This is a genomic window from Streptomyces sp. ISL-1, assembly GCF_018614585.1.
Taxonomy (GTDB): domain Bacteria; phylum Actinomycetota; class Actinomycetes; order Streptomycetales; family Streptomycetaceae; genus Streptomyces; species Streptomyces maoxianensis.
Genome location: NZ_JAGGOI010000015.1, coordinates 173,102 through 199,556 on the forward strand (window position 1 = coordinate 173,102; position 26,455 = coordinate 199,556).

The following is a 26,455-nucleotide window of genomic DNA, read 5'->3' on the forward strand; positions in this document are numbered from 1 at the left end:
TGATGGCTCAGTTCTGTGCGCGGGTACGCAAGCGGGACGACCTGCCGACGGTATCGATGAAGGACATCTACCGGCACCCCACGATCCGGGGCCTGGCCGCCGCGTTCAAGGAGGCTCCCGCCCCTGCCCGGTCCCCGGCCTCCTCACACGCGCCGTCACAGACCTCCCAGCCGGCCCCGGGGCGTGGCGATGCCCAATCCGGCGCATCGGGCGCGCCGCAGTCCGGTTCATGGCGGTACACGCCGTGCGGGACGGCCCAGATACTGATCTTCCTTGTCTTCTCCTCCCTCGGCGCCACGATTGCCGTCCTCGGTTACGAGTGGACCTTGGAAGGCTCGGGGACGGCCGGCATCTACCTGCGGGCGGTGTTGTTCAGTACGGCGCTCTTCTTCGGCGTCTGCGCGCTGCCCATCGCGGCCAAGTGGATACTCGTCGGCCGTTTCACCCCACGCAGGTTCCCCGTGTGGAGTTTTGCCTACCTGCGCTTCTGGTGCGTCAAGACCCTCATCCGTACCAGCCCGGTACGTCTGTTCACCGGTTCACCGCTGTACGTGCTGTACCTCAGGGCCCTCGGCGCACACATCGGAAAGGGCGTCACCATCCTTACCCGCACCGCCCCGGTCTGCACCGACCTCCTGTCCATCGGTGACGGCACGGTCGTCCGCAAGGACGTGTTGATGTCCTGCTACCGGGCGCACGACGGCTGGATCGAGACGGGCCCCGTCACCCTTGGCGCGAATGTGACCGTCAGCGAACAGGCCGTCGTCGACATCGGGACGTCGATGGGCGACGACACCCAGCTGGGCCACGCCTCCTCCCTGCATTCCGGGCAGATGGTGCCGGCCGGAGAGGCATGGCACGGCACGCCGGCGCAGCCGACGACGACCGACTTCCGGGCCGTCGAACCCGCCGCGTGCGGCCCCCTTCGCAGGGCCGCCTACAGCCTTTTGCAGCTGCTCGCCATGCTGCTGGTGTACCTGCCGCTGACCCTGGCGGGCGTAAGCCTCGTGTTCACCGCGGTGCCGCAGCTCAACGCGGTGTTCGCCCAAGGGCCGCCGGCCTTCACCAGCCCCGCGTTCTACCTCGAGGGGCTCGTCGCTTCCCTGGTGGCCTTCTTCGGCGGCATATTGGTGGGCGTGCTGGTGGTGAGCACGGTGCCGCGGCTGCTCAGCCTGGCGATCAAACCGGGCAGGACCTACCCGCTGTACGGCTTCCACCACGGCATCCAGCGGGCGATCATGCGGCTGACCAACATCAGGTTCTTCACCACGCTCTTCGGGGACAGCTCCGCGATCGTGCACTACCTGAGGTGCCTCGGATACGACCTGTGCCACATCGAGCAGACCGGGTCGAACTTCGGCACGCTGGTCAAGCACGACACCCCCTACCTCAGCACGGTCGGCAGCGGGACGATGGTCGCCGACGGGCTGTCGATCATCAACGCCGACTTCTCCAGCTCGTCCTTCCGCTTCACCCCGACCTCGATCGGGCCGAGCAACTTCGTCGGCAACCGCATCGCCTACCCTTCACGCGGCCGGACCGGCGACAACTGCCTGCTCGCGACCAAGGTCATGGTGCCCATCGACGGGCCGGTCCGCGAAGGCGTGGGACTACTGGGATCGCCCAGCTTCGAGATCCCGCGCACGGTGCTGCGCGACACCCGGTTCGATCACCTGGCCCATGGTGATGAGCTGCGCCGCCGCCTTGCCGCCAAGAACAGGCACAACGCGCTCACCGCGGGCCTGCACTTGCTGGTGAGATGGTTCCACTTCTTCGTACTCGCCCTCATCACCATGGCTGCCGTCGAGCTGTATCAGAGCATCGGGGTGCCGGCCTTCGCGCTGGCCGGTCTGCTCACCCTGCTGTTCACCATCGTTTACTTCACGTTGGTCGAACGGGCCGTCACGAGAATCCGCCCGGTGAAGCCGCTGTACTGCTCGATCTACGAGCCTGACTTCTGGGGGCACGAACGCTTCTGGAAGCTGACGTCGCACCAGTACATGCAGGCCTTCAACGGCACCCCGTTCAAGACCATGGTCTGGCGGCTGCTGGGCGTCAGGATCGGCCGCCGGGTCTTCGACGACGGCTGCTCGATCACCGAGCGGACCCTCGTCAGCATCGGGGACGGCTGTACCCTCAACGCCGGGACGATCATCCAGTGCCACTCGCAGGAGGACGGAGCCTTCAAGTCCGACCGCGCCACGATCGGCGCGGGCGTGACCCTCGGCGTGAACGCGTTCGTCCACTACGGCACCACCGTCGGCGACCAGTCACAGCTCGCCGCGGACACCTTCCTGATGAAGGGCGAGGAAGTTCCACCGCATACACGGTGGGGTGGCAACCCGGCCCGAGAAGACACCGCCGTGGCTCGCGTTCTTGAGCTTCCTGGGGTCGGCGGGCCCGCTTCACGTCACCGTTGCTGAGCAGCCCGGTGGGAAACGATCTTCCTGTTCGCGGGACATGCCTACGCGGCACCACTGGTCAGCGCCTACGCGCCGCCGAAGAAGATCGTTTCCCGGGAAGAGCTTGATTGTTTCCCACCGGCAAGCTGGGCCGTATCGACGCAGGTCGCAGTGGTGCAGGCGCGGGGGTCGGTGACGCTTGCGGACACCTCGGAGAAGCTGACGGGGCCCACTGACGGTGCCAGGCGCCAGTGGGCCCCGGTGGCTCACAGAGTCACGGCTCAGGAACCGGCTGCTTTGACCTTGTCCAGGTCGAAGATCTGGTCGGTGGGCGGGGCGGTGACCGCGACTGGCGCAGTCGCCCGCCTTGCTGAGCGCGAACTCCAGAGACAGGTCCTTGCCGTCGTCCTTGCCCTCACCCGCGACCTTGAGCGAGTTGGCGGCCTTGGTGGCCTTGAGCGCCTTGTCGGCGATCTGGTCGGCGGTGAGGCCTTCGAACGGGTCCACCGGGGCCTTTGGCGACGGCGGGGAGCTCGCTGCCTTGTCCGCGGTGTCCTCACTCTGTCCGCCGCCACAGGCGGTCAGGCCGACGGCGGCGGTCACGCACAGCGCCGCCACGGCCAGAATCTTGCGGTTGGTCACCTGTTGTCACTTCCTTGATCTCTTTTCGTGCCAACACTCGGACTCACAACGTGGGTTGCTCGATGTACCGCTGAAGTGTGTCTTGCGCCACATCGCGAGGGGGCGTCACTCGACGACGTGACGTTCCCAGGAGCTGCCCCGCTCGCGCTCGCAGAACACGGCCGAGGCCGACGCGCGTTCAGCGAGTTCGGTGCGACCAGCTCAGGCCGCGTTGGCGAGGATGTTGCTGAGGGCCCGGACGCCCCAGAGGGCGGGCGCGAGGGCCACGTAGGCCAGCGGCCGCAGAACCATTGGCGGCCCCTCGTCCCGCGGTCCCGCGGTGTGCAGCCGGGTGGTCGCGGAGACCACGGGGCCGGCGACTGACGCAGCCGGGGAGACGGTTCTCAAACGCCCCGAATGTCATCGACGGATGTGCCGCTGCGCGACGTTCGTCGCTGGGCGGCGAGACGAAAGTGGGCCGTGGGCGGCCGGGCGCGCTGCTTAGGGTGCGGGCGTGAACGCGTCATTGAAGATACGGGCCTGCTGGATGTGGCTGGCGGCACCCGAGCTGTGGTCGCGCAGGCGGACCGCCGGCGAAGTGGTGCTCGCGCTGGTGCTCGGTCTCATGGCCGCCGGAACCGAGGAACTGACCGGCAGCGCGGGGCTGCGGCTGCTTGTCGTCGGGGCTGTGACCCCATTGCTGTCGTTGCTGCGGCGCCGGCTGCCCGCGCCGGTGCTGGCGATCACGGGGGCGCTCGCGCCGCTCATGAGCGGCTTCGCGCCGCTGATGATGGTCGTGGGCTGGTCGGCGGGGCGCAGGATCGTGGGCGCCGGGCGGGCGTTGGTCGCGTTCACCGTGGCGTACTCCCTCTTTGTCGGCACCATGCTCCTGGACACCTGGTCGCAACAGACGCCGTTGACACTGGTGCTGCTCACCACTCTGTACTTCCTTGCGACTGCGGTCGTGCCGGGTCTGGCCAGCCGTTACTGGACGCAGCGCCGGACCCTGCTGCACGCCCTCCAGGAGCGCAACAGCCAACTGTTGCGGGAGCGCGCGATGGTGGAGGGGCAGGCGCGGCTGCGTGAGCGCCAGCGGATCGCCCAGGACATGCACGACAGCCTCGGCCACCAGCTGGCGCTGATCTCCGTGCACACCGGCGCGCTGGAGGTGGATCCTGAGCTGACGCCGCGGCAGCAGGAGGTGGTCGGGGTGCTGCGGGCCGCTTCGGTGACCGCGATGCATGAGCTACGTGAGGTCGTCGGGATTCTGCGGGACGGGGTCGAGGGGCCCGCGCCGGTTGACGAGTCGGGGCGCGTCGCGCGTGGGACGGCCGGTATAGGGGGCCTCGTGGACTCCGCGCGCGCGGCGGGCAACGCGGTGGAGCTGCGGTACAAGGGCGAGGTGCGGCCGCTCGCCGCGGCGGCCGACCACGCGGCGTACCGCATCGTGCAGGAGGCCCTGACCAACGCGTACAAGCATGCTCCCGGCGCTCCGATCGAGGTGGAGTTGCGATACGAGCCGGACTCGGTCGTCGTCGAGATCGTGAGTGGGGCAGTTGGCGCGCCGGCACGTGGCGAGGTGGTCAGCGGCGGGCAGGGGCTGACCGGGCTGCGCGAGCGGGCGCGGCTGGTCGGCGGCATCGTGCACGCCGGACCGGCGGACGACGGCGGCTTCCGGGTGGCGGGAGTGCTGCCGTACGGAGTCGTGGAGGCCGCGCCCTTCGTCGCCGCGGAGGACGACTTCCGCCAGCAGTCGCCGGTGGCCGCGCTCGGGAACGGTGATCCGGTCATGGACTGGACTGTTTCGGAGCGGGAGTTGGCGATGGGTGGGAAGAGCGGTGGCGGGGGGTTCGCGCTGGGCTGCGGGATTGCCCTGGCGGCATTGCTGGTGCTGGGGGCCGCGGGTGTCTTCGGGATGTTCTTCCTGGTGGGGTCGGTGAACGACGGGATGATCGATCCGGCCGAGTACGAGCGGGTGGAGATCGGGGCATCGGAGGAAGAGGTGCGAGACCAGCTGCCGAGCGGGGACACGGTCACGACAACGGGGCTGAGCGGCAAGGGCCCGAAGGAGCCCGCGGGCTCCAGGTGCCTGGTGCTGATGTCGTCGGAGCTTGGGGACAGTATCGAGACCGAACCGGTGTTCCGGTTCTGCTTCAAGGGCGACAAGCTGATCGAGAAGAAGTCCTACGAGGTCAGCCGCTGAAGGCGGTGCGCGGCGGCAGACGCCGGTAGGCGTGAGAGTGGATCTTTTGTGGGGGTGCCTGTGGTGTGGGGGTGCATGTGACGGGGTCGCCGACGGGTTCGTCGACAGGGTCGCCGGCCGGCTCGCCGATCCGGGTCGTCGTCGCCGACGACGAGCCACTCATCAGGGCCGGGATCCGGATGATCCTCACCTCGGACCGCGATATCGAGGTCGTGGCGGAGGCGGCGAACGGGCGGGAGGCCGTCGACCTGGCGCGATCCCACTCCGCCGACGTGGTGCTGCTCGACATCCAGATGCCGGTGATGGACGGCCTCACAGCTCTGGGGGAACTTCGCAGGGCGGCACCGGCGACGCGGGTGATCGTGTTGACGACCTTCGGCGAGCGGGAGAACGTACTGCGAGCGCTGGAACACGGGGGCGCCGGGTTCCTGCTCAAGGACACTGCGCCCGCGGAGCTGATCCGAGCGGTACGGGCCGCGGCCGCGGGAGAGGCATATCTCTCCCCGGCAGCGACCCGGCATGTGGTGGACCAGCTCGCGTCCGGGCGAACGGCTGCGCGCGGCCAGGAGGCGCGGGCTCGTGTTGCCGCGCTGAGCGCGCGGGAGCGGGAGGTGCTGGCGCTGCTCGGGGAGGGACTGTCCAACGCGGACGCGGGGAGGCGTCTGCATATGAGCGAGGCCACGGTGAAGACGTACGTGAGTCGCATCCTGGCGAAGCTGGGGTGCGAGAACCGGGTGCAGGCGGCACTGCTGGCGCGGGACGCCGGGTTGGAACAGCCGCGTTGACTGTTTCACGTGAAACGCCCGCGGAGGGTCCACCTCCGCGGGCGTTCGCGTGTGGTCTGCGCTGTGCGCGCGGCACCTGTGGTCAGGCGGCGAGACGGGCAGCCAGGGCCTTGCCCTTCTGGGCGGCGTCGTCCAGCGCCTTCGTACGGGAGGCGTCAGCGAGGGGAATCAGCTCCGCCATCTCGGGCCTGGAGCGCGCCAGCGTCAGCTCGGGGACGATGAAGTCGACCTCGGCGCCGAGCATGCCGGTCAGCACCTTCTCCAGGTAGCTCTGGACGAATTCGTAGTCCTCGCGGGGGGTGCCCGGAGCGTACGAACCGCCGCGGCTGGCGACGACCGTGACCGGGGTGCCGGCCACCGGACTGTCGGGGCCGGCGTTGTGGCCGACGACGATCACTTGGTCCAGCCATGCCTTGAGGGTGGACGGGATCGTGAAGTTGTACATCGGTGCGCCGATCAGAACGGCGTCCGCCGCCTCGAGTTCGGAAGCGAGTTCAGCTCGCAGGGAGTCTTCTATCCCTGCGGAGACAGCGGCGAAGTCCAGGTGGGGCAGCGGAGTGGCCGCGAGATCGCGGTAGACCACCGTGCCCTCGGGGTGCTGCCCCTGCCAGGCCTGGACAAAGGCGGCGGTGATCTCGCGAGAGGCCGAGCCCTGGGGGAAGACGGCGGAGTCGAGGTGCAGCAGCGTGGCCATGAGGTTCTCCATGAGGGGGTGGGGGCTAGCTAATATTCCGTACGCACCTATTAATAACATAGGGACTTATCTTTCGTAAGTTCATGCGGATGGCGCAGTACTCTGGAGGCATGACGGAACACAGCGAAGAGGCGTGCAAGAGGGTCGATGGGGGCATCACGCGCGTCTTCGAGCTGCTCGGCAAGCGCTGGACGGGTCCGATCGTCTCGGTGCTGATGCAGCGCGCGGTGCACTTCGCGGAGCTGCGGCGGGCCATCCCGGGCATCAGCGAGCGCATGCTCTCGGACCGGCTGACCGAGCTGGCGGCGGCGGGGCTGGTCGTGCGCGAGGTCGACGAGGGGCCGCCGCTGCGGGTCGCATACCGACTGACCGAGGCCGGGTCCGCGATGGAACCCGCCCTCAAGGAACTGGCGCTGTGGGCCGACGCGCATCTGACGCAGGGCGACTCGGACCCCTGTTAGCGGGGCCTCAGGCCGGGGCAAGCCCTCAGGCCGGGGCATGGGCGCTTCATCCATTGCAGGCCGCGCAGTTGCGCACGTTGTCCACAGGGGGAGACGGTTGTCGGGCTGCGGCGGTACGGTCGTTGACAGTTGATGTTGAAGCCGTACGACGACGGGGGAGGCAGCGCCTCATGATCGAATCTGAGACGGTGATGCCGGTGCAGCAGGACGGCGCAGAGGCAACGGGCATAGAGCGCATTCCGGTGGTGCCGGGCTTCGCGCGGCGTCCGGGGCAGGGAACGCCTGACTCCGCCCGGTCGCCGAAGGAGGAGGGAAAGGCGCTGCGGGACAGGGTGCCGCGGGCATCGCACGACTCGCTGGTGCTCGCGGTGGCGCGGCCCGGCACGGTTGAGGCCGTCGAGGAGTCGAACCGCGGCCGGGTGCCCGAACTCACGCCGATACGGGTGGGCCGGATGGCCGCCTCGCCGTTCGCGTTTCTACGCGGCTCGGCGGGGTTGATGGCCTACGACCTGGTGGGCACTCCGGTCACCGGGGTGAGCGCGCAGATCTGCGGCGATGCGCATGCGGCCAACTTCGGGCTGTACGGCGATGTGCGCGGCCGCCTCGTCATCGACCTCAACGACTTCGACGAGACGGTCGTCGGCCCGTGGGAATGGGACGTCAAGCGGCTGGCCGTCTCGTTGGTGTTGGCCGGGCGAGTGGCGGGCGCGGACGAGACTGTCTGCAAATCGGCCGCTTTCGACGCGGTGGGGGCGTACCGGCGAACCATGCGGCTGCTGGCCAAGCTGCCCGCGCTGGACGCGTGGAACGCCATCGCCGACGAGGAGCTCGTCTCCCACACGGACGCGCGCGATCTGGTCGGCACGCTGGAACGGGTCTCTGAGAAGGCCCGCAACAACACCAGCGCGCGCTTCGCCGCCAAGGCGACGGAGGAGTGCGGCGACGGGGGACGGCGCTTCGTGGACGCGCCGCCGGTGCTGCGGCGGGTGCCGGACGCGGAGGCGGCGGCCGTCGCCTCCGCGCTCGGGGGTTATTTGCGCACGGTGTCGGAGGACCGGCTGCCACTGCTCGGGCGGTACGCGATCCACGATGTGGCATTCCGGGTGGTCGGGACAGGGAGCGTGGGCACGCATTCCTATGTGGTGCTGCTGCTCGACCACCGGGGCGAGGCGCTGGTGCTTCAGGTGAAGGAGGCGCGGGCCTCGGCACTGCTGCCGTATCTGCCGGCCGCCGGGTTCCAGGTGCCGGAGGTGGACCACGAGGGGCACCGAGTGGTGCTCGGCCAGAAACGGATGCAGGTGATCAGCGACATTCTGCTCGGCTGGACGACGGTCGACGGTCGGCCTTTCCAGGTACGGCAGTTCAGGAACCGCAAGGGCAGCGTGGACCCGACTGCGCTTGCTGCCGACGAATTCGACGACTATGGGCGGATGACCGGCGCGCTGCTGGCTCGGGCGCATGCGCACAGCGCCGACCCGCGTCTGCTCGCCGGGTACTGCGGCAAGAACGAGGAGCTGGACGAGGCGGTGGCTCGCTTCGCCGTGACCTACGCGGACCGTACCGAAGCGGACCACGCAGAGCTGCTGGCGGCGATCAAGAGCGGACGGATAGCTGCTGAGCTGGGGGTGTGACGTCGTGCTTGGCCGCGCCCGTAGGCTGGGCGGGTGACCCAGGATGCATCCGGCGGGCGGACGACCCGGAACGACGAAGAGCAGGACGTGCCGCCGCGGCCAGAGGCCCGGCTGGAGAAGGCGGTGCGCGCGGCCGAGCAGGCGCTGATCGAGTTCGAGATCGCGTTGGAGACGTTCCGGGTGGAGGTGGAGAACTTCTCCCGGCTGCACCACCAGAAGCTCGGCCCGATGTACGCGCGCCTGGACGAGCTGGACGCCCAGATCGCGGAGGCCCGGGCCGCTCGTAGCGGCGACCCGGAGGATCTGCGCAAGGCGCAGGAGGCGCGGGCGATGGTGATGCCGATGCCAGGCGTCGAGGAGCTGTTCCACGACTGGATGGACTCCGAGGGACTCTCCCCCGAGGCCGCCGCAATGCTCAACGATCAGCCCGTGCAGGCGCCGAAGCGTGTCCGTCCCAGCGAGGAGGCACGCAAGCTCTATCGCGAGCTGGCCCGCAAGGCGCACCCGGACCTGGCGCAGGACGAGGAGGAGCGGGCACGGCGCGACGAGTTCATCACGCGCGTGAACGCCGCCTACGGGCTCGGCGACGCGGCGCGGCTGCGGGAGTTGGCCGAGGAGTGGGCTGCCGGGCCTGTGCCCGCCGAGCAGCCGTTCAGCGAGAGCGAGGAGCTCTACGCCCGGCTCGAGTGGCTGTCGCGGCGCAAGGAGCTGCTGACCGTGGTCGCGCACGAGCTGGAGGAGAGCGCGATCGGCGCGATGCTGAAGATGGCGCCCGAGGACCCGGACCGGCTGCTGGAGGAGATCGCCGAGCAGCTGCTCGGGCAGGTCGCCGAGCGTGAGAGGGAACTGTCCGGACTGGTGCAGTAGGTTTCTTCAAGGTCCTAAGGACCCCAGGAACCTGCCGCGTATGCACGAAATGCACGAGCACGAAATGCACGAGCATCAGACACACGAGCACGAGATGTACGAGAGAAGGCATGGACCCATGAATTTCGCCCAGTTGCCCTCGGTGGACGCCGCGGCGGTACCGTCCGACGGCCTGGTACTGGACGTCCGGGAGGACGACGAGTGGGCGGCTGGGCATGTCGAGGGCGCGCTGCATGTCCCGATGAGCGACTTCGTGGCCCGCTTCGGTGAGGTGACCGAGGCCCTGGCCGCCGGGGGCCGAGCATACGTGATGTGCCGGGTCGGCGGGCGGTCCGCGCAGGTCACCCAGTATCTGGTGCAGCAGGGCATCGACGCGGTGAACGTCGAGGGCGGCATGCTCGCCTGGGACGGAGCCGGACGCCCGATGGTCACCGGCACCACCAACCCGGCGTTCGTCCTCTGAGACACAGGACCCCGGGCGGCTGCTGAGCGCTAGCCGAGGGGGTGGGCGGCCAGGAGGTCGCCCAGCGCCTCCTCGTGGGCAGCGGCGGGGCCGAGTGAGAGCTCGAGCTGCTTGGCCCAGGCGTGGTAGCGGTGCAGCGGATAGTCGGTGTCGGCGCCGAAGCCGCCGTGGAGATGCTGCGCGGTCTGGACGACGCGGCGTACGCCCTCCGAGGCCCAGACCTTCGCCACCGCGACATCGCCGGACACCGGCAGCGGGCCGCCGACTCCCGCGCTCCCCTGCACCGGGGTCAGCCGCCAAGCCGCCTGCCAAAGGGTCGCTTCCATCGCGCGCAGATCGATATAGCGGTCGGCGGCCTGTACGGCGACTGCCTGGAATGTCGCGACCGGGAAGCCGAACTGCTCGCGTTTTCCGGTGTACTCGCTGGTCATCGCGAGCACGCCCTCACCGAGCCCCAGGGCCAGCGCACAGGTCCCGGTGGCCAGGAGCTGGCGCAGCCACTCCCAGGCGCCGTCGGCGTCGATCAGTTCGCGGCTGTCGATCCGTACGGAGTCGAGGCTGACCTCGGCGAGTCTCTCGCCGGTGGTGGAGATCTGCTCGCCGAGCGTGAGGCCTTCCCGGCCCCGGGGGACCACGGCGAACACGGCCCGGCCGTCGCCGGTGTGCGCCGGCACGGCGATCCGGTCCGCGGACTGGGCCCAGGGCACGCCCGTCTGCACCCCGTCGAGCACCCAGCCGGCCCCCTCACCGCCCCCGTGCCCGGGGTCAGGGCGCGCGGTGACGGCCAGCTCGGCGGGGTCGTGGCCGGTGCGGCCATTGGCCCCGACGGTGAGCACCAGGTGGCCGCGGCCGACGGGGGACAGGATTTCTTCGCTCAACTCGGCTCTGCCGTAACGCTCCACGGCCATGGCGACCGCGCTCGTCTCCAGCAGCGGCACGCGCGCCAGCACCTTCGCGGACTCGCGAAGCACCAGGCAGAGCGCGATTGGATCGAGGCCGGCTCCTCCGTGCTGTGGCGACAGGACCAGGCTCAGCAGATCGGAGTCCGCGAGCTTTGCCCACAGCGGCCGGTCGAACTCCTCGGCCACCGCGCCCCGGGTGAGCGCGGGGCTCGGCACGCCGTCGGGCGCGACGCCTGAGAAGACCGCCTTCGCAGCCTGGACCGCCGCCTGCTGCTCCTCGGTGAAGGTGAAGTCCACTGCCTTGTCCTCCCACGCACCGCTGCTGTCTCTGAATCCGTATCTGACGAATCGTCAAGATAGAACAGGTTCTCGAAAAAGAACACAGCGCGGGAGGAGGGACCGCTGGGGTCTGCTCAGCGGTCGAAGTCCAACTCCACTTCTGGCGTGGCCGGATGAGACTGGCAGGCCAGCACATAGCCCGCCTCGGTCTCCTCCGCCTCCAGCGCGAAGTTGCGGTCCATGCGCACCTCGCCCGAGACCAGGAAGGCCCGGCAGGTACCGCAGACCCCGCCCTTGCACGCGTACGGCGCGTCCGAGCGGCTCCGCAGCACGGTCTCCAGCAGCGACTCGCCTTCCAGCACCGGCCACTTGCCGGAACGGCCGTCCAGGGTCGCGGTCAGCTCGGCATGGGCCGGCGCCTTCACCGCTGCTCGGCCGGGTGCCGAACCGTCGTCAACATGGAAGATCTCCTCGTGGATACGGCTCCGGTCCACCCCGAGCCCGCGCAGGGCGCGCTCGGCGCCCTGGACCAGACCGAAGGGCCCACACAGGAACCAGCCGTCCACGTCGGCCACCGGAAGCAGGGCTGGCAGCAGCCCGGTCAGCCGTTCCTTGTCCAGCCGTCCGGACGGCAGCCCTGACTGCTGTTCCTCCCGGGAGAGCACGGTGACCAGCTGAAAACGGTCCGGGAAGCGGTCCTTGAGGTCGGCGACCTCGTCCAGGAACATCGTCGACGCCGCTGTGCGGTCGCTGCGTATCAGACAGAACCGGGCCTCCCGCTCCCGCGCCAGCAGCGTCGCCGCCATCGACAGCACGGGGGTGATGCCGCTGCCGCCGACGACCGCCGCGAAGTACCCGGGGCGCGGGGCGAGGAGGAAGCGGCCCATCGGTGGCATCACCTCGACGAGGTCGCCGACGCCGAGCTCCTTGAGCGCGAACGTCGAAAACTCGCCGCCGTCTACCAGCCGGATGCCCACGCGCAGTATCGGATCACCGTTGGCCGGGGCGGCCGGGGTGCAGATCGAGTAGGTACGACGGATCTCCTCGCCGTCCACCAGCCGGCGCAGGGCCAAGTGCTGGCCGGGGGTGTGGCGGAAGGTCTCGCGCAGCTCGGGCGGCACCTCGAAGGTGACGGCCACCGAGTCGTCCGTGAGCTGTTCGACCTCGCTGACCCGGAGCGGATGGAACATCTACAACTCCTTGAAGTGGTCGAAGGGTTCGCGGCAACTGACGCAGCGGCGCAGTGCCTTGCAGGCAGTGGAGGAGAACCTGCTCAGCAGCTCGGTATCGGTGGAGCCGCAGTTCGGGCAGCGTACGGAGAGCGTAAGCGGCACCGGCCCCTCCGCCGCGTGCGCGCGGGGCGGGGCTATCCCGAACTCAGCGAGCTTGCGCCGTCCTTCCGCGCTGATGTCGTCCGTCGACCAGGCCGGCGAGAGGACCTTCACGACCGAGACCTCCGGTATTCCGTGGTCGTGCAGCACCCGCTCGATGTCCGAAGTCATGGCCTCGATCGCCGGACAGCCGGTGTAGGTCGGGGTCAGCTTCACCTCGACCGTGCCGGGCGCCAGAATCTGAACCCCGCGAAGCACGCCGAGCTCCTCCAGCGTCAGCACCGGCAGCTCAGGGTCGGGCACGGAGCCGGCGAGCCTGCGCAGCTCCGCCTCCAGCCGCGTCTCACCTACCGTCGCGCTCTCGCCGGTGGCCACTGGGGTGCCACAGGCAGTCGTCTCGGTCACGCCATTCACGTCAGGCATGTCAGTCACGTCCGTCATGTGGGTCACCATGACGCCCCCGGGTGGCTGCGGTGCAGATGCTGCATCTCCGCCAGCATCCGCCCGAAGGACTCGGTGTGCAGACCCTGCCGTCCCGCGCCCGCCGCCCAGCCGCCTGCCCGCGGCCCGGCGGGCATTGTCAGCGTCGCCCGCTCCAGAACAGCGGTGACGGCCTCCATCCAACTGGCCTCCAGAGCCTGCCAGTCGATGTCCAGCCCTTCGATCGGCTGGAACATCTCGCCGGTGAACCGCCACAGGGCGTCGCACGCCCGCTGCATCCGTTCATGGCTCTCGGCCGTGCCGTCGCCGAGGCGCTCGGTCCAGTGCTCGGCATGGTCCTGGTGGTACGCCACTTCCTTGACGGCCTTGGCCGCGAGCCCGGCGAACTCGCCGTCTGTCACGGCCAGCTGCGCATACAGCAGTCGCTGATAGAGGGAGAAGTAGAGCTGGCGGGCGATGGTGTGGGCAAAGTCGCCGTTCGGCTGCTCGACCAGCTGGAGATTGCGGAACGCCCGCTCCTCGCGCAGATAGGCCAGCTCGTCCTCGTCCCCGACGAGGGAGAGCAGCACCCGCGCCTGCCCCAGCAGGTCCAGCGCGATATTCGCGAGGGCGACATCCTCTTCCAGGACGGGCGCATGGCCGGCCCACTCCCCCAGCCGGTGCGAGAGCACCAGCGCATCGTCGCCGAGTGCGAGCGCCGCGGCATTGGCCGTCGCGGTCACAGGTGCTTCACCCCTTCCGGGATCTCGTAGAAGGTCGGGTGCCGGTAGGGCTTGTCGGCAGCCGACTCGAAGAACGGGTCCTTCTCGTCGGGCGAGGACGCGGTGATCGAGGTGGAGGGGACCACCCAGATCGACACGCCTTCGTTCCGCCGGGTGTACAGGTCGCGGGCGTTGCGCAGGGCCATCTCCGCGTCCGGGGCGTGCAGGCTCCCCGCGTGGGTGTGGGAGAGCCCGCGGCGCGAGCGCACGAAGACCTCCCACAGCGGCCAGTCGGTCGAGCTGCTCATGCTGTCGCCTCCCCGGGCTTCGCGTGCTGTGCTTGGTGTTTCGCGGCGTACGCCACGGCCGCTTCCCGGACCCAGGCGCCTTCCTCGTGGGCCAGGCGGCGCTGCGTTATCCGCTCTTCGTTGCACGGGCCGTTGCCCTTGAGGACGTCCTGGAACTCGGCCCAGTCGATCGCGCCGAAGTCGTGGTGGCCCCGCTGCTCGTTCCACCGCAGGTCGGGGTCCGGGAGGGCGAGCCCGAGGGCTTCGGCCTGCGGGACGCAGATGTCCACGAAGCGCTGGCGCAGCTCGTCATTGGAGTGCCGCTTGATCTTCCAGGCCATGGACTGCACAGAGTGGGCCGATTCGTCGTCCGGCGGGCCGAACATCATCAGTGACGGCCACCACCAGCGGTTCACCGCGTCCTGAGCCATTTCGTGCTGGGCGGGCGTCCCCTGGGAGAGGGTGAGCAGCAGCTCGTACCCCTGGCGCTGGTGGAAGGACTCCTCCTTGCAGATCCGGACCATCGCGCGGGCGTACGGACCGTAGGAGCAGCGGCAGAGCGGCACCTGGTTGGTGATCGCCGCACCGTCCACCAGCCAGCCGATCGCTCCGACATCGGCCCAGGTCAGCGTCGGGTAGTTGAAGATCGACGAGTATCTCTGGCGGCCGGTGTGGAGCTTGTCGAGCAGCTCCTCACGGCTTGTGCCCAGGGTCTCGGCGGCGCTGTACAGATACAGCCCGTGGCCCGCCTCGTCCTGAACCTTGGCCATCAGGATCGCCTTGCGCCGCAGCGAGGGCGCCCGCGTGATCCAGTTCGCCTCCGGCTGCATACCGATGATCTCGGAGTGGGCGTGTTGCGCCATTTGGCGGACGAGCGTGGCCCGATAGGCGTCGGGCATCCAGTCGCGCGGCTCGATGCGCTCGTCGGCGGCCACGGCGGCTTCGAAAACCGCCTCGTACGTATCCGCAGTCACTGCCGTCATCCGGGCCCCCTACCGACCGATCGTTCGGTTCATTGACTTCAATGGTGAGTCGGCGGCCCGTAGGGTGTCAACCCTGTGGATAACTGAGGTGGACCGATGGGGATCGGGGCGGGATGGACTCCTACGAGGACGAGGACGTCAACGGCGCCAGGAGATTGAGCTCCGAGCCGCAGCCCGGCCGCGTCCCCAAGGCACGCACGCGGCCCGAATCCCCAGCTGAATTCGAACCCGAATCAGAGCTCGAGTCCCAGTCCGAGTGTCAGCCCGCGCAGGAATCCGCGCCCGCCGCCGAACCCGCTGCCGACCCCGTCTCCCAGCCCAAAACTCAGCTCGCCCAGGCCGGGCGAGTCCCCGCCTCCCGGACCGAGCCTCGGTCCGAGGCCGAGGCCGAGGTCCAGCACCAGCGCCAGCCGGAGCACGAGCGGGAGCGGGAGCAGTGGCACCGGCTTCCGCCGGTCGCGCCCCGCGGCGCCCCCGAGTCCGCAGTCCCCGAGCCCGCCCCCGTCCGCGGCATGGCGGCGCTCTCCCTCCCCTACCAGGTCGCCGCCGCCGTCTCGTTCGCGATCATCGGCGCACTCGCCTGCGTCCACCTGGCCATGGTGTTTCTGCACGTCGCCCCGTCCAACACCGTCACCAAGGAGTACGGCAAGGCGGTCGACGGCTGGGTCTACCCCGAGTTCGAGCAGAACTGGAAGCTCTTCGCTCCCAACCCGCTCCAGCAGAACATCGCCGTTCAGGTGAAGGTCGAGTTGTCGGCCGCCGACGGCAGCCGCAAGACCACCGACTGGATCGACCTGACCGCCGAGGACGGCGAGGCGATCCGCGGCAATCTCCTCCCCAGCCATGTCCAGCAGAACGAGCTGCGCCGGGCGTGGGACTACTACGTCAACTCCCACAACAACGAGAACCGCGCGGACGGCGTGCGCGGCCAGCTCGCCGAGCGCTACGTCCGCAGGATTGTGATGATGCGCCTCGACGCGCACGACCTGGGCGGCCCCGTCGAGCGCATCCAGCTCAGGTCCTCGACCCGCTCGGTCAAGCCCCCGGAGTGGAGCGACGAGAAGATCGACACCCGCCCCGCATACCGGGTCCTGCCCTGGTGGACGGTCACCGCCGCGGATCTGCCCGAGGGCGTCAGCAGCGGCCGGACGGAGGCGGGCACGTGAACACCACTGCCGACCGCGGGCTTGCGCGCGCTGTCCAGCGCATCACCTCCACGGCTCGCGGCCCGTACCAGAGCGCCATCGTCCGGATCGGCTTCGCCGCCACCTGGCTGCTCTTCCTGCTGCGCGAGCTGCCCAATCGCCATGAGATGTACGGCCCCAACGGTCCGTGGAGCTGGGGCATGGCGCGGCAGCTCATAGCGGCCAATGACGCTTTCACCGCGCTCATGTGGTCGGACACCACTCTCTGGTTCGAACTCGTGTATGGCATCGCCGTGCTGTCCAGCGTGCTGCTGATACTTGGCTGGCGCACCCGCACCATGTCCGTGCTTTTCATGATCGGCGTGCTCTCCCTGCAGAATCGCTCCATCTTCATGGGCGACGGCGGCGACAACGTCATCCATCTCATGGCGATCTATCTGGTTCTGACGCGCTGCGGGCAGGTCTGGTCCCTGGACGCACGGCGAGCCGCCCGAGCGGCGCCGGGGGTGACGGGCGGGCCGTCCCGCGACCGCGTCGGCCCCGTGCTCTGGGCGGTGCTGGGACTCGCCCTGATCACCGCCACATTCCTGAACCAGACCGGCTGGCTGGTCATGCTGCTTCTCGGGTTGCTCTGGGTGGGGCTGGGGCTGTGGTGGGTGGTGAGCCGATTCGCGCCGCACAGTGAGCCGCGCGCCCTGCTGGACGTTCTCGCCAACCTTGCTCACAATGCCGCTTTCGTCGTGATCATGGCCGAGGTCTGCCTGATCTACGCCACCGCGGGTTGGTACAAGATCCAGGGCTCCCGTTGGCAGGACGGCACCGCGCTCTACTACCCGCTCAAGCTGGATTACTTCACGCCCTGGCCGGCCCTCTCCGACCTCCTCGCCTCCGGCGGCGTGATGGTGATGGTGCTGACATACGGCACGGTCATCGTGCAGGTCGCCTTCCCGTTCACGCTCTTCAACCGGCGCGTCAAGAACGTCCTGCTGGCCGCCATGATGCTGGAGCACGCGGCCATCGCCGTACTGCTCGGGCTGCCCTTCTTCTCACTCGCGATGATCGCCGCCGATGCGGTCTTCCTGCCGACCGCTTTCCTGATCTGGCTCGGCGGGCGGGCTGCGCGTGGGCGAGACCGGCTGTTCTCGCGCGCGGACGTCGCGGGGCGGCCGGAGCAGCAGCGCGGTAGCCCGGACCAGCCCCGTACGCTCGTCGGGTGAGCACCACCGAGGAACCGATTCAGTACGACGACGCCTACGGCCCCGAGATCGGTGTCGGGCCGCATCCGCTGCCGTGGCCGCAGGACGCGCGGTACGACCTCCAGCTCCTGGCCGAGGGCGACCGGCGCAATGTGGCCGACATCTACAGGTACTGGACGCGCGAGGCGATCGTCGCCGACCTGGACACACGCCGGCACGGGTTTCATGTGGCCGTGGAGAACTGGGGCCACGACTTCAACATCGGGTCGGTGGTGCGTACCGCCAACGCCTTCCTGGCGAAGGAGATCCACATCGTCGGCCGCCGGCGTTGGAACCGGCGCGGAGCCATGGTCACCGACCGGTACCAGCATGTGCGCCACCACCCGGACACGGACTCCCTGACCGCCTGGGCGGCGGCAGAGGATCTGCCGATCATCGGCATCGACAACCTGCCGGGTGCGGTCCCGCTGGAGCGCACCGAGCTGCCGCGGCGCTGCGTACTGCTCTTCGGACAGGAGGGGCCGGGGCTGACGGAGGAGGCGCGTAAGCACGCGACGATGGTGTGCTCGATCGCGCAGTTCGGCTCGACCCGCTCGATCAACGCGGGCGCGGCGGCGGCGATCGCCATGCACGCCTGGGTGCAGCGGTACGCGGACATCGAGCACCCGTAAGCGAGAGGGCGCGGCTGTCAGGCGGCCCCCCCCGCGTGCGCGCCGGCAGCATGGCCTCGCCGTCGGCACGCACGCGTGGATCGCCGCAGTCTCACGCCTGGCGGCGGACCTCCACCACCCGGAAGCGGTTCGAGACGAACGCCCCGTCGCACAGCGCGGCGTTCGCCGCCGGGTTGCCGCCCGAGCCGTGGAAGTCGGAGAACGCCGCCGTCTGGTTGACGTACACCCCGCCCGTCAGGTTCAGGGAGAGCTGCGCCGACTCCTCCAGGCAGACGTCCTCGATCGCGCGCTCCGTCTCCGCCGACGTGGTGTACGCGCCGACCGTCATCGCGCCCTTGTCGCGGACCGTGCGCCGCAGCAGCTCCAGCGCGTCCGCCGTCGAGTCCACGGAGACGGCGAAGGAGACCGGGCCGAAGCACTCCGACAGATACGCAGCCTCCGCGTCGGCCCCTTCCCAGAATTTCCGCGCGCCGTCGAGCTTGACGATCACCGGCGTACGGACGACAGCATCCGGGAATTCCGGGTTGGCGATCTTCCGCGAGGGCAGCGCAACCTCACCCAGCCCGGTGGCACCGTCCAAGCGTGCCTTCACGTCGGGGTTGACCAGCGCGCCCAGCAGGGCATTCGCCCGGGCGTCGTCGCCGAGCAGGCCGCCTACTGAGGCCGCGATATCGGTGACCACCTCGTCGTACGACTTGTGGCCGGCGTCCGTCGTGATGCCGTCCCTGGGGATGAGGAGATTCTGCGGGGTGGTGCACATCTGGCCGCTGTACAGGGAGAGCGAGAAGGCCAGGTTGGACAGCATTCCCTTGTAGTTGTCGGTGGAGTCGACGACGACGGTGTTGACGCCGGCCTTCTCGGTGTAGACCTGCGCCTGCCGGGCGTTGGCCTCCAGCCAGTCGCCGAAGCCGGTGGACCCCGTGTAGTCGATGATCTTGACCTCCGGGCGTACCGCGAGGGTCTTGGCAATGCCCTCGCCCGGTCGCTCGGCGGCCAGGCAGACCAGGTTCGGGTCGAAGCCCGCCTCGGCCAGCACCTCGCGGGCGACCCGCACCGTGAGAGCGAGGGGCAGTACCGCGCGGGGGTGCGGCTTTACCAGCACAGGGTTGCCGGTGGCCAGGGAGGCGAACAGCCCCGGGTAGCCGTTCCACGTGGGGAAGGTGTTGCAGCCGATCAGCAGGGAGATGCCGCGTCCCGCCGTGGTGAAGGTCTTCCGCAGTTCCAGGGGGTCGCGCTTGCCCTGCGGCTTGGACCAGTCGGCGGCCACGGGGGTGCGGATCTGCTCCTCGTAGGCATACGCCACGGCCTCCAGGCCGCGGTCCTGGGCGTGCGGGCCGCCCGCCTGGAACGCCATCATGAAGGCCTGCCCGCTGGTGTGCATCACCGCGTGCGCGAATTCATGGGTGCGGGCACTGATCCTCGAAAGGATCTCCAGGCAGACCAGGGCCCGAGTCTCCGGACCGGCCTCGCGCCAGGCGCCCATGCCGGCTCGCATCGCGGGCAGCAGGACGTCGATGTCGGGGTGGGGATACTCGATACCCAACTCCGGGCCGTAAGGCGAGACTTCAGCGCCCGTCCAGCCGTCCGTGCCCGGCTGGTCCAGCTCGAAGCGGGTGCCGCGGAGGGACTCGAACGCCGCGAGTCCGTCGGCCGGCGCGCTCTCGCCGTAGGCCTTGGGGTGCTCGGGATGCGGGGACCAGTAGGCGCGTGTGCGGATGGTTTCGAGGGCCTGGTCGAGCCTTGGCCGGTGGGTCTCGGTCAGCTGCATGAAGGACCAACTCCTCGTCGAGCTGGGCAGGGAAGGAATGACAGAGTTAGAGTAACCGAACGATCGGTCGGTACAAGGGGGCCTGTCAAGCCTGTGGATAACTCATCCGGGAGGATCGCTCCATGACCGCCATCGATCAGAGCCGCACTGTCGCCGTGGTCGGCACCGGCACCATGGGGCAGGGCATCGCCCAGGTCGCCCTTGCCGCAGGCCATCCTGTGCGCCTCTACGACGCCTTTCCCGGGCGGGCCGGCGAAGCTGCCGACGCGATCGGCGCGCGCCTCGACCGGCTGGTCGAGAAGGGCCGGATGGACGCCCCCGAGCGCGACGCGGCGCGGGCGCGTCTGCGTCCGGCAGTGGGCCTCGGCGAGCTGGCCGATGCCGCGCTCGTCGTCGAGGCGGTCCTCGAGCAACTGTCGGTCAAGCAGGAGCTGTTCACGGCGCTGGAGGAGATCGTCGCCGACGACTGTCTGCTCGCCACCAACACCTCCTCCCTCTCCGTCACGGCCGTCGCGGGCGCCCTGAGGCATCCCGGCCGTTTCGTCGGGCTGCACTTTTTCAACCCGGCGCCCCTGCTGCCCCTCGTCGAGGTTGTCAGCGGCAACGCCACCGACGAGGCGACCGCCACGCGCGCGTGGGCGACGGCCGCCGCCTGGGGAAAGACCCCGGTGCGCTGCGCCGACCTGCCCGGATTCATCGTCAATCGCATAGCCCGGCCCTTCTACGCCGAGGCCTTCGCGGTGTACGAGGAGCAGGGCGCGGATCCCGCCACCATCGACGCGGTCCTCAGGGAATCCGGCGGCTTCAGGATGGGCCCCTTCGAGCTCACCGATCTGATCGGCCAGGATGTCAATGAGGCCGTCACCCGTTCCGTCTGGGAGTCCTTCTTCCACAGCCCCAAGTTTCTCCCTTCCCTCGCGCAGCGCCGTCTCGTCGAGTCGCGACGGCTTGGCCGGAAGTCAGGCCACGGCTGGTTCTCGTACGCCGAAGGGGCCCCGAAGCCCGCGCCGCACACGGCGGAGCCGGCGGAGGCCCCCGAGTACGTCGTGATCGAGGGCGATCTCGGGCCCGCCGGCGAGCTGACCGCGATGATCCGGGAAGCGGGCATCGAGGTGCGGCAGAAGGACGAGGACCGGGGAACGCGGCTCGTTCTGCCCAGTGGCGGGCAGCTGGTGCTCGCCGACGGTCAGACATCTGTTGAATTCCGCGATGTCGTCTATTTCGACCTGGCACTCGACTACCGGGCTGCGACCCGGATAGCGCTGTCCGCCGCCGACCACACCGGGGACGACACGCTCGCGCAGGCGACCGGCCTCTTTCAGGCTCTCGGCAAGCAGGTCAGCGTCATCGGTGACGTGCCGGGCATGATCGTCGCCCGCACCGTCGCGATGCTCGCGGACCTGGCGCTGGACGCGGTCGCCAAGGGGGTCGCGACCAAGGAGGACATCGACACGGCGATGCGCCTGGGGGTCAACTACCCCCTGGGGCCCATCGAATGGAACGACAGCCTGGGGCGCGACTGGGCGTGGGAACTGCTCCAAAATCTCCATGAGAGTGTGCCGACCGGACGTTACGCGCGGTCCCTCGCGCTCCATCAGTGGTCGTACGCGACCTCCCAGGAGGACGCCTCATGACCACCGCCAAGCGCGACACGTACACGCCCGAGACGCTGCTGACCGTCGCCGTACGGATATTCAACGAGCGTGGCTACGACGGCACCTCCATGGAGCATCTCTCCAAGGCGGCCGGTATCTCCAAGTCCTCGATCTACCACCATGTGGCGGGCAAGGAGGAACTGCTGCGCCGCGCCGTCAGCCGGGCGCTCGACGCGCTCTTCGCGATCCTCGACGAGCCGGGAGCTGTCCGCGGGCGGACCATCGAGCGGGTCGAGTACGTCACGCGGCGCACCGTCGAGGTGCTGATGGCCGAGCTGCCCTATGTGACGCTGCTGCTGCGCGTACGGGGCAACACCAAGACCGAGCGGTGGGCCATGGAACGGCGCCGGGAGTTCGACCAGCGGGTCGCCGATCTGCTGAAGGCTGCCGCGGCGGACGGCGATCTGCGCGCGGACATGGACATGAGGCTGGCCACCCGGCTGCTTTTCGGCATGGTGAACTCCCTGGTCGAGTGGTACCGGCCGCTCCCGGGCGGCGGCTACGACGGCGACCAGGTCGCCGAGGCGGTCGTCAGGCTCGCCTTCGACGGCCTGCGTACGGACTCCTAGCCGGGACTCCTGGGGCCGTCGGCGTCTCCTCGCGCTGCCGGCGGTCCTACTGCGGTCCTACAGTGGCTCGGCGTCCGGAGAGGGCGCCGGGAGTGGGCCCTGCCCCGGCCCCGGGTCGAGGTCCGTCTCCTCGAAGACCAGCAGGGTGCGGGTGGACAGGACCTCGGGAATCGACTGGAGCCTGGTCAGGACGAGCTCGCGCAGGGTGCGGTTGTCCGGGGTGTGCACCAGCAGCAGTACGTCGAAATCGCCGCTGACCAGCGCGATGTGCGCAGCTCCGGGCAGTGCCTGCAGTTGCTCGCGCACCGTGCGCCAGGAGTTCTGCACGATCTTCAGCGTGATGTAGGCGGACGCGCCCTGACCTGCGCGCTCGTGATTCACACGGGCACTGAAACCGCGGATCACGCCGTCGTCGATGAGCCGGTTGATCCGGGCGTACGCGTTGGCGCGGGACACATGGACGCGCTCGGCCACGGAGCGTATCGAGGCGCGACCCTCCGTCTGGAGGATCCGCAGGATGTCTCGGTCGATGGAATCGAGCGGGCGTGGCGGAGGGGCCTGGTCCGTCCGGTCCCCGCCCTCGGCCATTTGTTCAGCTGCCATATCCCCCCGCCTTCCTCGCATGGACGACCTGTCTCTATCCCAGGCTGTGGAGAACCGTTTGTCCACAGGCTGAAGGTGCCTGTAGCCAAAATGCGTCCACGACCGAACAATCGGTAGGTGAGGCGCGCCACACTCGGGCCGCTTCGTCGTCGCTCCCACGAGGAGGTGCTCGCGTTGAGAAAGAGCAGCATGACGGTCCAGGAGCTGCCCGGAGCCGCCGCCTACCGGCCCACGCCGCCCCCGGCGTGGAAGCCCCGGACCGATCCCGCACCACTGCTCCCGGATCCGGAGCCGTACCGCGTGCTCGGCACGGACGCCGCAGCCGGGGCCGACCCCGAGCTGCTGCTGCGGCTGTACGCGGCGCTGGTGCGCGGCCGCCGGTACAACGTGCAGGCCACAGCCCTGACCAAGCAGGGCAGGCTCGCCGTCTACCCGTCGAGCACCGGGCAGGAGGCGTGCGAGGTGGCGGCGGCGCTGGCGCTGGAGGATCGGGACTGGCTCTTTCCCAGCTACCGCGACACCCTCGCGGCCGTGGTGCGCGGCCTCGACCCCGTGCAGGCCCTGACCCTGCTGCGCGGCGACTGGCACACCGGCTATGACCCACGCGAGCACCGCATAGCGCCGCTGTGCACCCCGCTCGCCACCCAGCTGCCGCACGCCGTGGGCCTGGCGCACGCCGCCAGGCTCAAGGGGGACGACGTCGTCGCGCTCGCCATGGTCGGTGACGGTGGCACCAGTGAGGGCGACTTCCACGAGGCGCTGAACTTCGCCGCGGTCTGGCGGGCCCCGGTCGTCTTCCTCGTGCAGAACAACGGCTTCGCGATCTCGGTGCCGCTGGCCAAGCAGACCGCCGCGCCGTCGCTCGCCCACAAAGCCGTGGGGTACGGCATGCCGGGCCGGCTCGTCGACGGAAATGACGCGGCCGCGGTCCACGAGGTGCTCGGGGAGGCCCTCGCGCGAGCCAGGCGCGGTGGCGGTCCGACGCTGATCGAGGCCGTGACGTATCGCATCGACGCCCATACGAACGCTGACGACGCGACGCGCTACCGGGGCGAGGTCGAGGTCGAGGCCTGGCGTGCGCACGATCCGATCCGGCTGCTGGAGCGGGAGTTGACAGAGCGAGGACTGCTCGACGACGACGGCAAACGAGCGGCGGCAGACGCGGCCGAGACGATGGCCGCGGATCTGCGCGAGCGGATGAACGCCGACCCCGTGCTCGACCCGATGGACCTGTTCACGCATGTCTACGCCGAGCAGACCAGCCAGTTGCGGGAGCAGGCGGCGCAGCTGCGGGCCGAGCTCGCCGCCGAGGGAGAAGCGCGATGACCACGGCTGCGGTGAAGCCCGCTTCGATGGCGCAGGCCCTGCAGCGGGCGATGCGGGACGCGATGGCCGAAGACCCGACCGTCCATGTGATGGGGGAGGATGTCGGCACGCTCGGTGGGGTCTTCCGGGTCACGGACGGGCTCGCCAAGGAGTTCGGCGAGGACCGCTGTACAGACACGCCGCTCGCCGAGGCGGGCATCCTCGGCACCGCCGTCGGCATGGCGATGTACGGGCTGCGGCCGGTCGTCGAGATGCAGTTCGACGCCTTCGCCTATCCGGCGTTCGAGCAGCTGATCAGCCATGTGGCGCGGATGCGGAACCGTACGCGGGGCGGGATGCCGATGCCGATCACGGTGCGCGTGCCGTACGGCGGCGGAATCGGCGGCGTCGAGCACCACAGCGACTCGTCAGAGGCGTACTACATGGCGACTCCGGGGCTCCATGTCGTCACGCCGTCCACGGTCGACGACGCTTACGGGCTGCTGCGGGCCGCGATCGCCTCCGACGACCCGGTGGTCTTCCTGGAGCCGAAAAGGCTGTACTGGTCGAAGGCGACGTGGTCGCCGGACGCGCCGTCTGCGGTCGAGCCGATAGGCCGGGCCGTGGTCAGGCGCCCGGGGCGCAGTGCCACGCTGATCACGTACGGGCCCAGCGTGCCGGTATGCATGGAGGCGGCGGAGGCCGCCGCCTCCGAGGGCTGGGACCTGGAAGTCGTCGATCTGCGCTCGCTGGTGCCCTTCGACGACGAGACGGTCTGCGCGTCCGTGCGGCGTACGGGACGGGCGGTTGTCGTCCATGAGGCGACGGGCTTCGGAGGGCCGGGCGGGGAGATAGCGGCGCGGGTGACGGAGCGCTGCTTCCACCATCTGGAGGCGCCGGTGCTGCGGGTGGCCGGGTTCGACATTCCCTATCCGCCGCCGATGCTGGAGCGGCACCATCTGCCGGGAGTCGACCGCGTGCTGGACGCGGTGGCACGGCTGCAATGGGAGGCGGGGAGCTGATGGCTCAGGTGCTCGAATTCAAGCTCCCGGACCTCGGGGAGGGGCTGACCGAGGCCGAGATCGTGCGGTGGCTGGTGTCGGTGGGCGATGTCGTCGCGATCGATCAGCCGGTCGTCGAGGTCGAGACGGCCAAGGCGATGGTGGAGGTGCCGTGCCCGTACGGGGGCGTGGTGACCGCGCGCTTCGGCGAGGAGGGCGCGGAACTACCGGTCGGGGCACCACTGTTGACGGTTGCGGTGGGGGAGGTTGAGTCGGCCGTTTCCGACGGTGCCGGTATCGGCTCCTCGGGTGCCGGGGGCTCTGCGGGGTCCTCGAACGAGTCGTCCGGCAACGTTCTCGTCGGCTATGGGACTGGGGCGCCCGCTGCCCGCCGCCGCCGGATCCGGCCTGCCGCGGTCCCGGCACCGGGGCCGACTGCGGTGCCACCGGCAGTCCCCGCTGCGGCGCCGGCTGAGGCTGGGACCCCGGCTGCGGAGCCCGAGCGGCGGGCGGTGCGCGCGGCGGAGGTCGAGGACCTGGTGCAGGGCGGGCCCGTGCCGGTCATATCGCCGCTGGTCCGCCGGCTCGCCCGTGAACACGGTCTCGATCTGCGCAAGTTGACGGGGTCCGGGCCTGACGGCCTGATCCTGCGTGCCGACGTCGAGTCCGCGATGCGGGCCACCGAGGCACCTGCCGAGCTCGAGCACGTCGTCGCCGCAGCCCCGGCCTCCACCGCGTCGCGCGGTGAGCGGATACCGCTGCGCGGCGTACGCGGAGCTGTGGCCGACAAGCTGTCCCGTAGTCGGCGCGAGATACCGGACGCCACCTGCTGGGTCGACGCGGACGCGACCGAGCTGATGGCGGCGCGGGCCTCGATGAACGCCGCGGGCGGCCCGAAGGTCTCACTCCTGGCATTGCTCGCCCGGATCTGCACGGCCGCCCTCGCCCGCCACCCGGAGCTCAACTCCACGGTGGACATGGACGCCAGAGAGATCGTGCGCCTGCCCGAGGTGCATATCGGGTTCGCGGCACAGACCGAGCGCGGTCTGGTCGTTCCCGTCGTAAGGGATGCGCGCAGCCGCTCGGCCGAGTCGCTGAGCGCGGAGATCGGACGGCTGACGGAGGCGGCCAGGCAGGGGAAGCTGACTCCGGCGGATCTGACGGGCGGGACGTTCACTCTGAACAACTACGGAGTATTCGGCGTCGACGGCTCCACGCCGATCATCAACCACCCGGAGGCGGCGATGCTCGGGGTCGGCCGGATCGTGCCGAAGCCGTGGGTGTACCAGGGCGAACTGGCTGTGCGCCAGGTCGTTCAGCTCTCGCTCACCTTCGACCACCGGGTGTGCGACGGCGGCACGGCGGGCGGATTCCTGCGCTACGTCGCCGACTGCGTGGAGCATCCTGCGGTGCTGCTGCGCAGCCTGTAGGGACAAAGCGGAGAAGCAAGAGAGATCCACTCGGGGCTCCCCGCCCAGGCGATCGCGGCCC

General features: G+C 69.6%; 25 protein-coding genes. 15 read left to right on the forward strand and 10 right to left on the reverse strand.

Translation table 11 applies throughout. The annotated features are described in order from the left end of the window. A partial coding sequence (locus J7E87_RS12860) for a Pls/PosA family non-ribosomal peptide synthetase (protein ID WP_215093213.1) occupies positions 1-2,423 on the forward strand: 2,423 nt, incomplete at its 5' end. On the opposite strand, the gene J7E87_RS12865 is transcribed toward J7E87_RS12860, so the two are convergent. Continuing rightward, complete coding sequence (locus J7E87_RS12865) at positions 2,406-3,044, reverse strand: hypothetical protein (protein WP_215093215.1); 639 nt, start codon at positions 3,042-3,044, stop codon at positions 2,406-2,408. The two genes, J7E87_RS12860 and J7E87_RS12865, sit on opposite strands and share 18 nt — an antisense overlap. Before the next feature lie 526 nt (positions 3,045-3,570). On the opposite strand from J7E87_RS12865, the gene J7E87_RS12870 reads away from it, so the two are divergent. Further along, complete coding sequence (locus J7E87_RS12870) at positions 3,571-5,226, forward strand: sensor histidine kinase (RefSeq protein ID WP_215093285.1); 1,656 nt, start codon at positions 3,571-3,573, stop codon at positions 5,224-5,226. A gap of 77 nt (positions 5,227-5,303) precedes the next feature. After that, positions 5,304-6,011, forward strand: a complete 708-nt coding sequence (locus J7E87_RS12875) for a response regulator transcription factor (protein ID WP_215093286.1) — start codon at positions 5,304-5,306, stop codon at positions 6,009-6,011. Positions 6,012-6,093: 82 nt separating this feature from the next. Here J7E87_RS12875 and J7E87_RS12880 read toward each other — a convergent pair whose 3' ends face one another. Further along, a complete protein-coding gene (locus J7E87_RS12880) occupies positions 6,094-6,705 on the reverse strand; it encodes an FMN-dependent NADH-azoreductase (RefSeq protein WP_215093216.1) in 612 nt (203 codons plus the stop codon). A 110-nt stretch (positions 6,706-6,815) separates the two neighbouring features. Here J7E87_RS12880 and J7E87_RS12885 point away from each other — a divergent pair, with 110 nt between their 5' ends. The 4 genes from J7E87_RS12885 to J7E87_RS12900 all read left to right on the forward strand — a co-directional run bounded on the left by J7E87_RS12885 (position 6,816) and on the right by J7E87_RS12900 (position 10,127). Next, on the forward strand, positions 6,816-7,166 hold the full coding sequence (locus tag J7E87_RS12885) for a helix-turn-helix domain-containing protein (RefSeq protein WP_215093218.1): 351 nt from the start codon (positions 6,816-6,818) through the stop codon (positions 7,164-7,166). A gap of 191 nt (positions 7,167-7,357) precedes the next feature. Then, positions 7,358-8,797, forward strand: a complete 1,440-nt coding sequence (locus tag J7E87_RS12890; protein WP_251017367.1) for a DUF2252 domain-containing protein — start codon at positions 7,358-7,360, stop codon at positions 8,795-8,797. 33 nt (positions 8,798-8,830) lie between these two features. Further along, positions 8,831-9,664, forward strand: a complete 834-nt coding sequence (locus tag J7E87_RS12895; RefSeq protein WP_215093222.1) for a J domain-containing protein — start codon at positions 8,831-8,833, stop codon at positions 9,662-9,664. A 118-nt stretch (positions 9,665-9,782) separates the two neighbouring features. Then, entirely contained in the window at positions 9,783-10,127 is a 345-nt protein-coding gene (locus J7E87_RS12900; protein WP_215093224.1) for a rhodanese-like domain-containing protein, read from the forward strand. Between the two features lie 29 nt (positions 10,128-10,156). Here the strand turns inward: J7E87_RS12900 and J7E87_RS12905 are convergent, their stop codons facing one another. The 6 genes from J7E87_RS12905 to paaA form a co-directional block, all read right to left on the reverse strand. After that, the gene (locus tag J7E87_RS12905; RefSeq protein ID WP_215093226.1) at positions 10,157-11,326 is read right to left on the reverse strand and encodes an acyl-CoA dehydrogenase family protein; all 1,170 of its coding nucleotides are present in this window, start codon (positions 11,324-11,326) and stop codon (positions 10,157-10,159) included. 116 nt (positions 11,327-11,442) lie between these two features. Further along, entirely contained in the window at positions 11,443-12,498 is a 1,056-nt protein-coding gene (locus J7E87_RS12910) for a 2Fe-2S iron-sulfur cluster-binding protein (RefSeq protein ID WP_215093228.1), read from the reverse strand. Continuing rightward, positions 12,499-13,080: a 1,2-phenylacetyl-CoA epoxidase subunit PaaD gene (gene paaD / locus J7E87_RS12915; protein WP_251017328.1), complete on the reverse strand. Its 582-nt coding sequence runs from the start codon at positions 13,078-13,080 to the stop codon at positions 12,499-12,501. A 5-nt stretch (positions 13,081-13,085) separates the two neighbouring features. Further along, complete coding sequence (gene paaC, locus J7E87_RS12920) at positions 13,086-13,802, reverse strand: 1,2-phenylacetyl-CoA epoxidase subunit PaaC (RefSeq protein WP_215093230.1); 717 nt, start codon at positions 13,800-13,802, stop codon at positions 13,086-13,088. Continuing rightward, on the reverse strand, positions 13,799-14,089 hold the full coding sequence (paaB, locus tag J7E87_RS12925; protein WP_215093232.1) for a 1,2-phenylacetyl-CoA epoxidase subunit PaaB: 291 nt from the start codon (positions 14,087-14,089) through the stop codon (positions 13,799-13,801). Before paaB ends, paaC begins: the two co-directional genes overlap by 4 nt. Then, a complete protein-coding gene (paaA, locus tag J7E87_RS12930) occupies positions 14,086-15,051 on the reverse strand; it encodes a 1,2-phenylacetyl-CoA epoxidase subunit PaaA (RefSeq protein ID WP_215093234.1) in 966 nt (321 codons plus the stop codon). Before paaA ends, paaB begins: the two co-directional genes overlap by 4 nt. A 113-nt stretch (positions 15,052-15,164) precedes the next feature. Between paaA and J7E87_RS34995 the strand changes: the two genes are divergently transcribed. From J7E87_RS34995 to J7E87_RS12945, 3 genes are read left to right on the forward strand one after another with little or no spacing between them, the layout of a single operon-like run. Then, entirely contained in the window at positions 15,165-16,217 is a 1,053-nt protein-coding gene (locus J7E87_RS34995) for a DUF5819 family protein (protein ID WP_251017329.1), read from the forward strand. Then, complete coding sequence (locus J7E87_RS12940) at positions 16,214-17,413, forward strand: HTTM domain-containing protein (protein ID WP_215093235.1); 1,200 nt, start codon at positions 16,214-16,216, stop codon at positions 17,411-17,413. Before J7E87_RS34995 ends, J7E87_RS12940 begins: the two co-directional genes overlap by 4 nt. Then, positions 17,410-18,063 (forward strand): TrmH family RNA methyltransferase, encoded by a 654-nt coding sequence (locus J7E87_RS12945; RefSeq protein WP_215093237.1) that lies wholly within the window; start codon positions 17,410-17,412, stop codon positions 18,061-18,063. The genes J7E87_RS12940 and J7E87_RS12945 overlap by 4 nt, the downstream gene beginning before the upstream one ends. 91 nt (positions 18,064-18,154) lie before the next feature. Here the strand turns inward: J7E87_RS12945 and paaN are convergent, their stop codons facing one another. Next, a complete protein-coding gene (gene paaN / locus J7E87_RS12950) occupies positions 18,155-19,831 on the reverse strand; it encodes a phenylacetic acid degradation protein PaaN (protein ID WP_215093239.1) in 1,677 nt (558 codons plus the stop codon). Positions 19,832-19,953: 122 nt separating this feature from the next. Between paaN and J7E87_RS12955 the strand changes: the two genes are divergently transcribed. Beyond that, complete coding sequence (locus J7E87_RS12955; RefSeq protein ID WP_215093241.1) at positions 19,954-21,465, forward strand: 3-hydroxyacyl-CoA dehydrogenase; 1,512 nt, start codon at positions 19,954-19,956, stop codon at positions 21,463-21,465. Further along, positions 21,462-22,055, forward strand: a complete 594-nt coding sequence (locus J7E87_RS12960) for a TetR/AcrR family transcriptional regulator (RefSeq protein ID WP_215093243.1) — start codon at positions 21,462-21,464, stop codon at positions 22,053-22,055. The genes J7E87_RS12955 and J7E87_RS12960 overlap by 4 nt, the downstream gene beginning before the upstream one ends. A gap of 57 nt (positions 22,056-22,112) precedes the next feature. On the opposite strand, the gene J7E87_RS12965 is transcribed toward J7E87_RS12960, so the two are convergent. Then, positions 22,113-22,643 (reverse strand): Lrp/AsnC family transcriptional regulator, encoded by a 531-nt coding sequence (locus J7E87_RS12965; RefSeq protein ID WP_215093292.1) that lies wholly within the window; start codon positions 22,641-22,643, stop codon positions 22,113-22,115. Positions 22,644-22,847: 204 nt separating this feature from the next. Between J7E87_RS12965 and pdhA the strand changes: the two genes are divergently transcribed. Genes pdhA through J7E87_RS12980 form a run of 3 tightly spaced genes read left to right on the forward strand, consistent with a single transcriptional unit; the run spans position 22,848 to position 26,394 of the window. Next, entirely contained in the window at positions 22,848-23,984 is a 1,137-nt protein-coding gene (gene pdhA, locus J7E87_RS12970; RefSeq protein WP_215093293.1) for a pyruvate dehydrogenase (acetyl-transferring) E1 component subunit alpha, read from the forward strand. Next, a complete protein-coding gene (locus J7E87_RS12975) occupies positions 23,981-24,985 on the forward strand; it encodes an alpha-ketoacid dehydrogenase subunit beta (protein ID WP_215093245.1) in 1,005 nt (334 codons plus the stop codon). The genes pdhA and J7E87_RS12975 overlap by 4 nt, the downstream gene beginning before the upstream one ends. Beyond that, complete coding sequence (locus tag J7E87_RS12980) at positions 24,985-26,394, forward strand: dihydrolipoamide acetyltransferase family protein (protein WP_251017330.1); 1,410 nt, start codon at positions 24,985-24,987, stop codon at positions 26,392-26,394. Before J7E87_RS12975 ends, J7E87_RS12980 begins: the two co-directional genes overlap by 1 nt. The last annotated feature ends 61 nt before the right edge of the window (positions 26,395-26,455 follow it).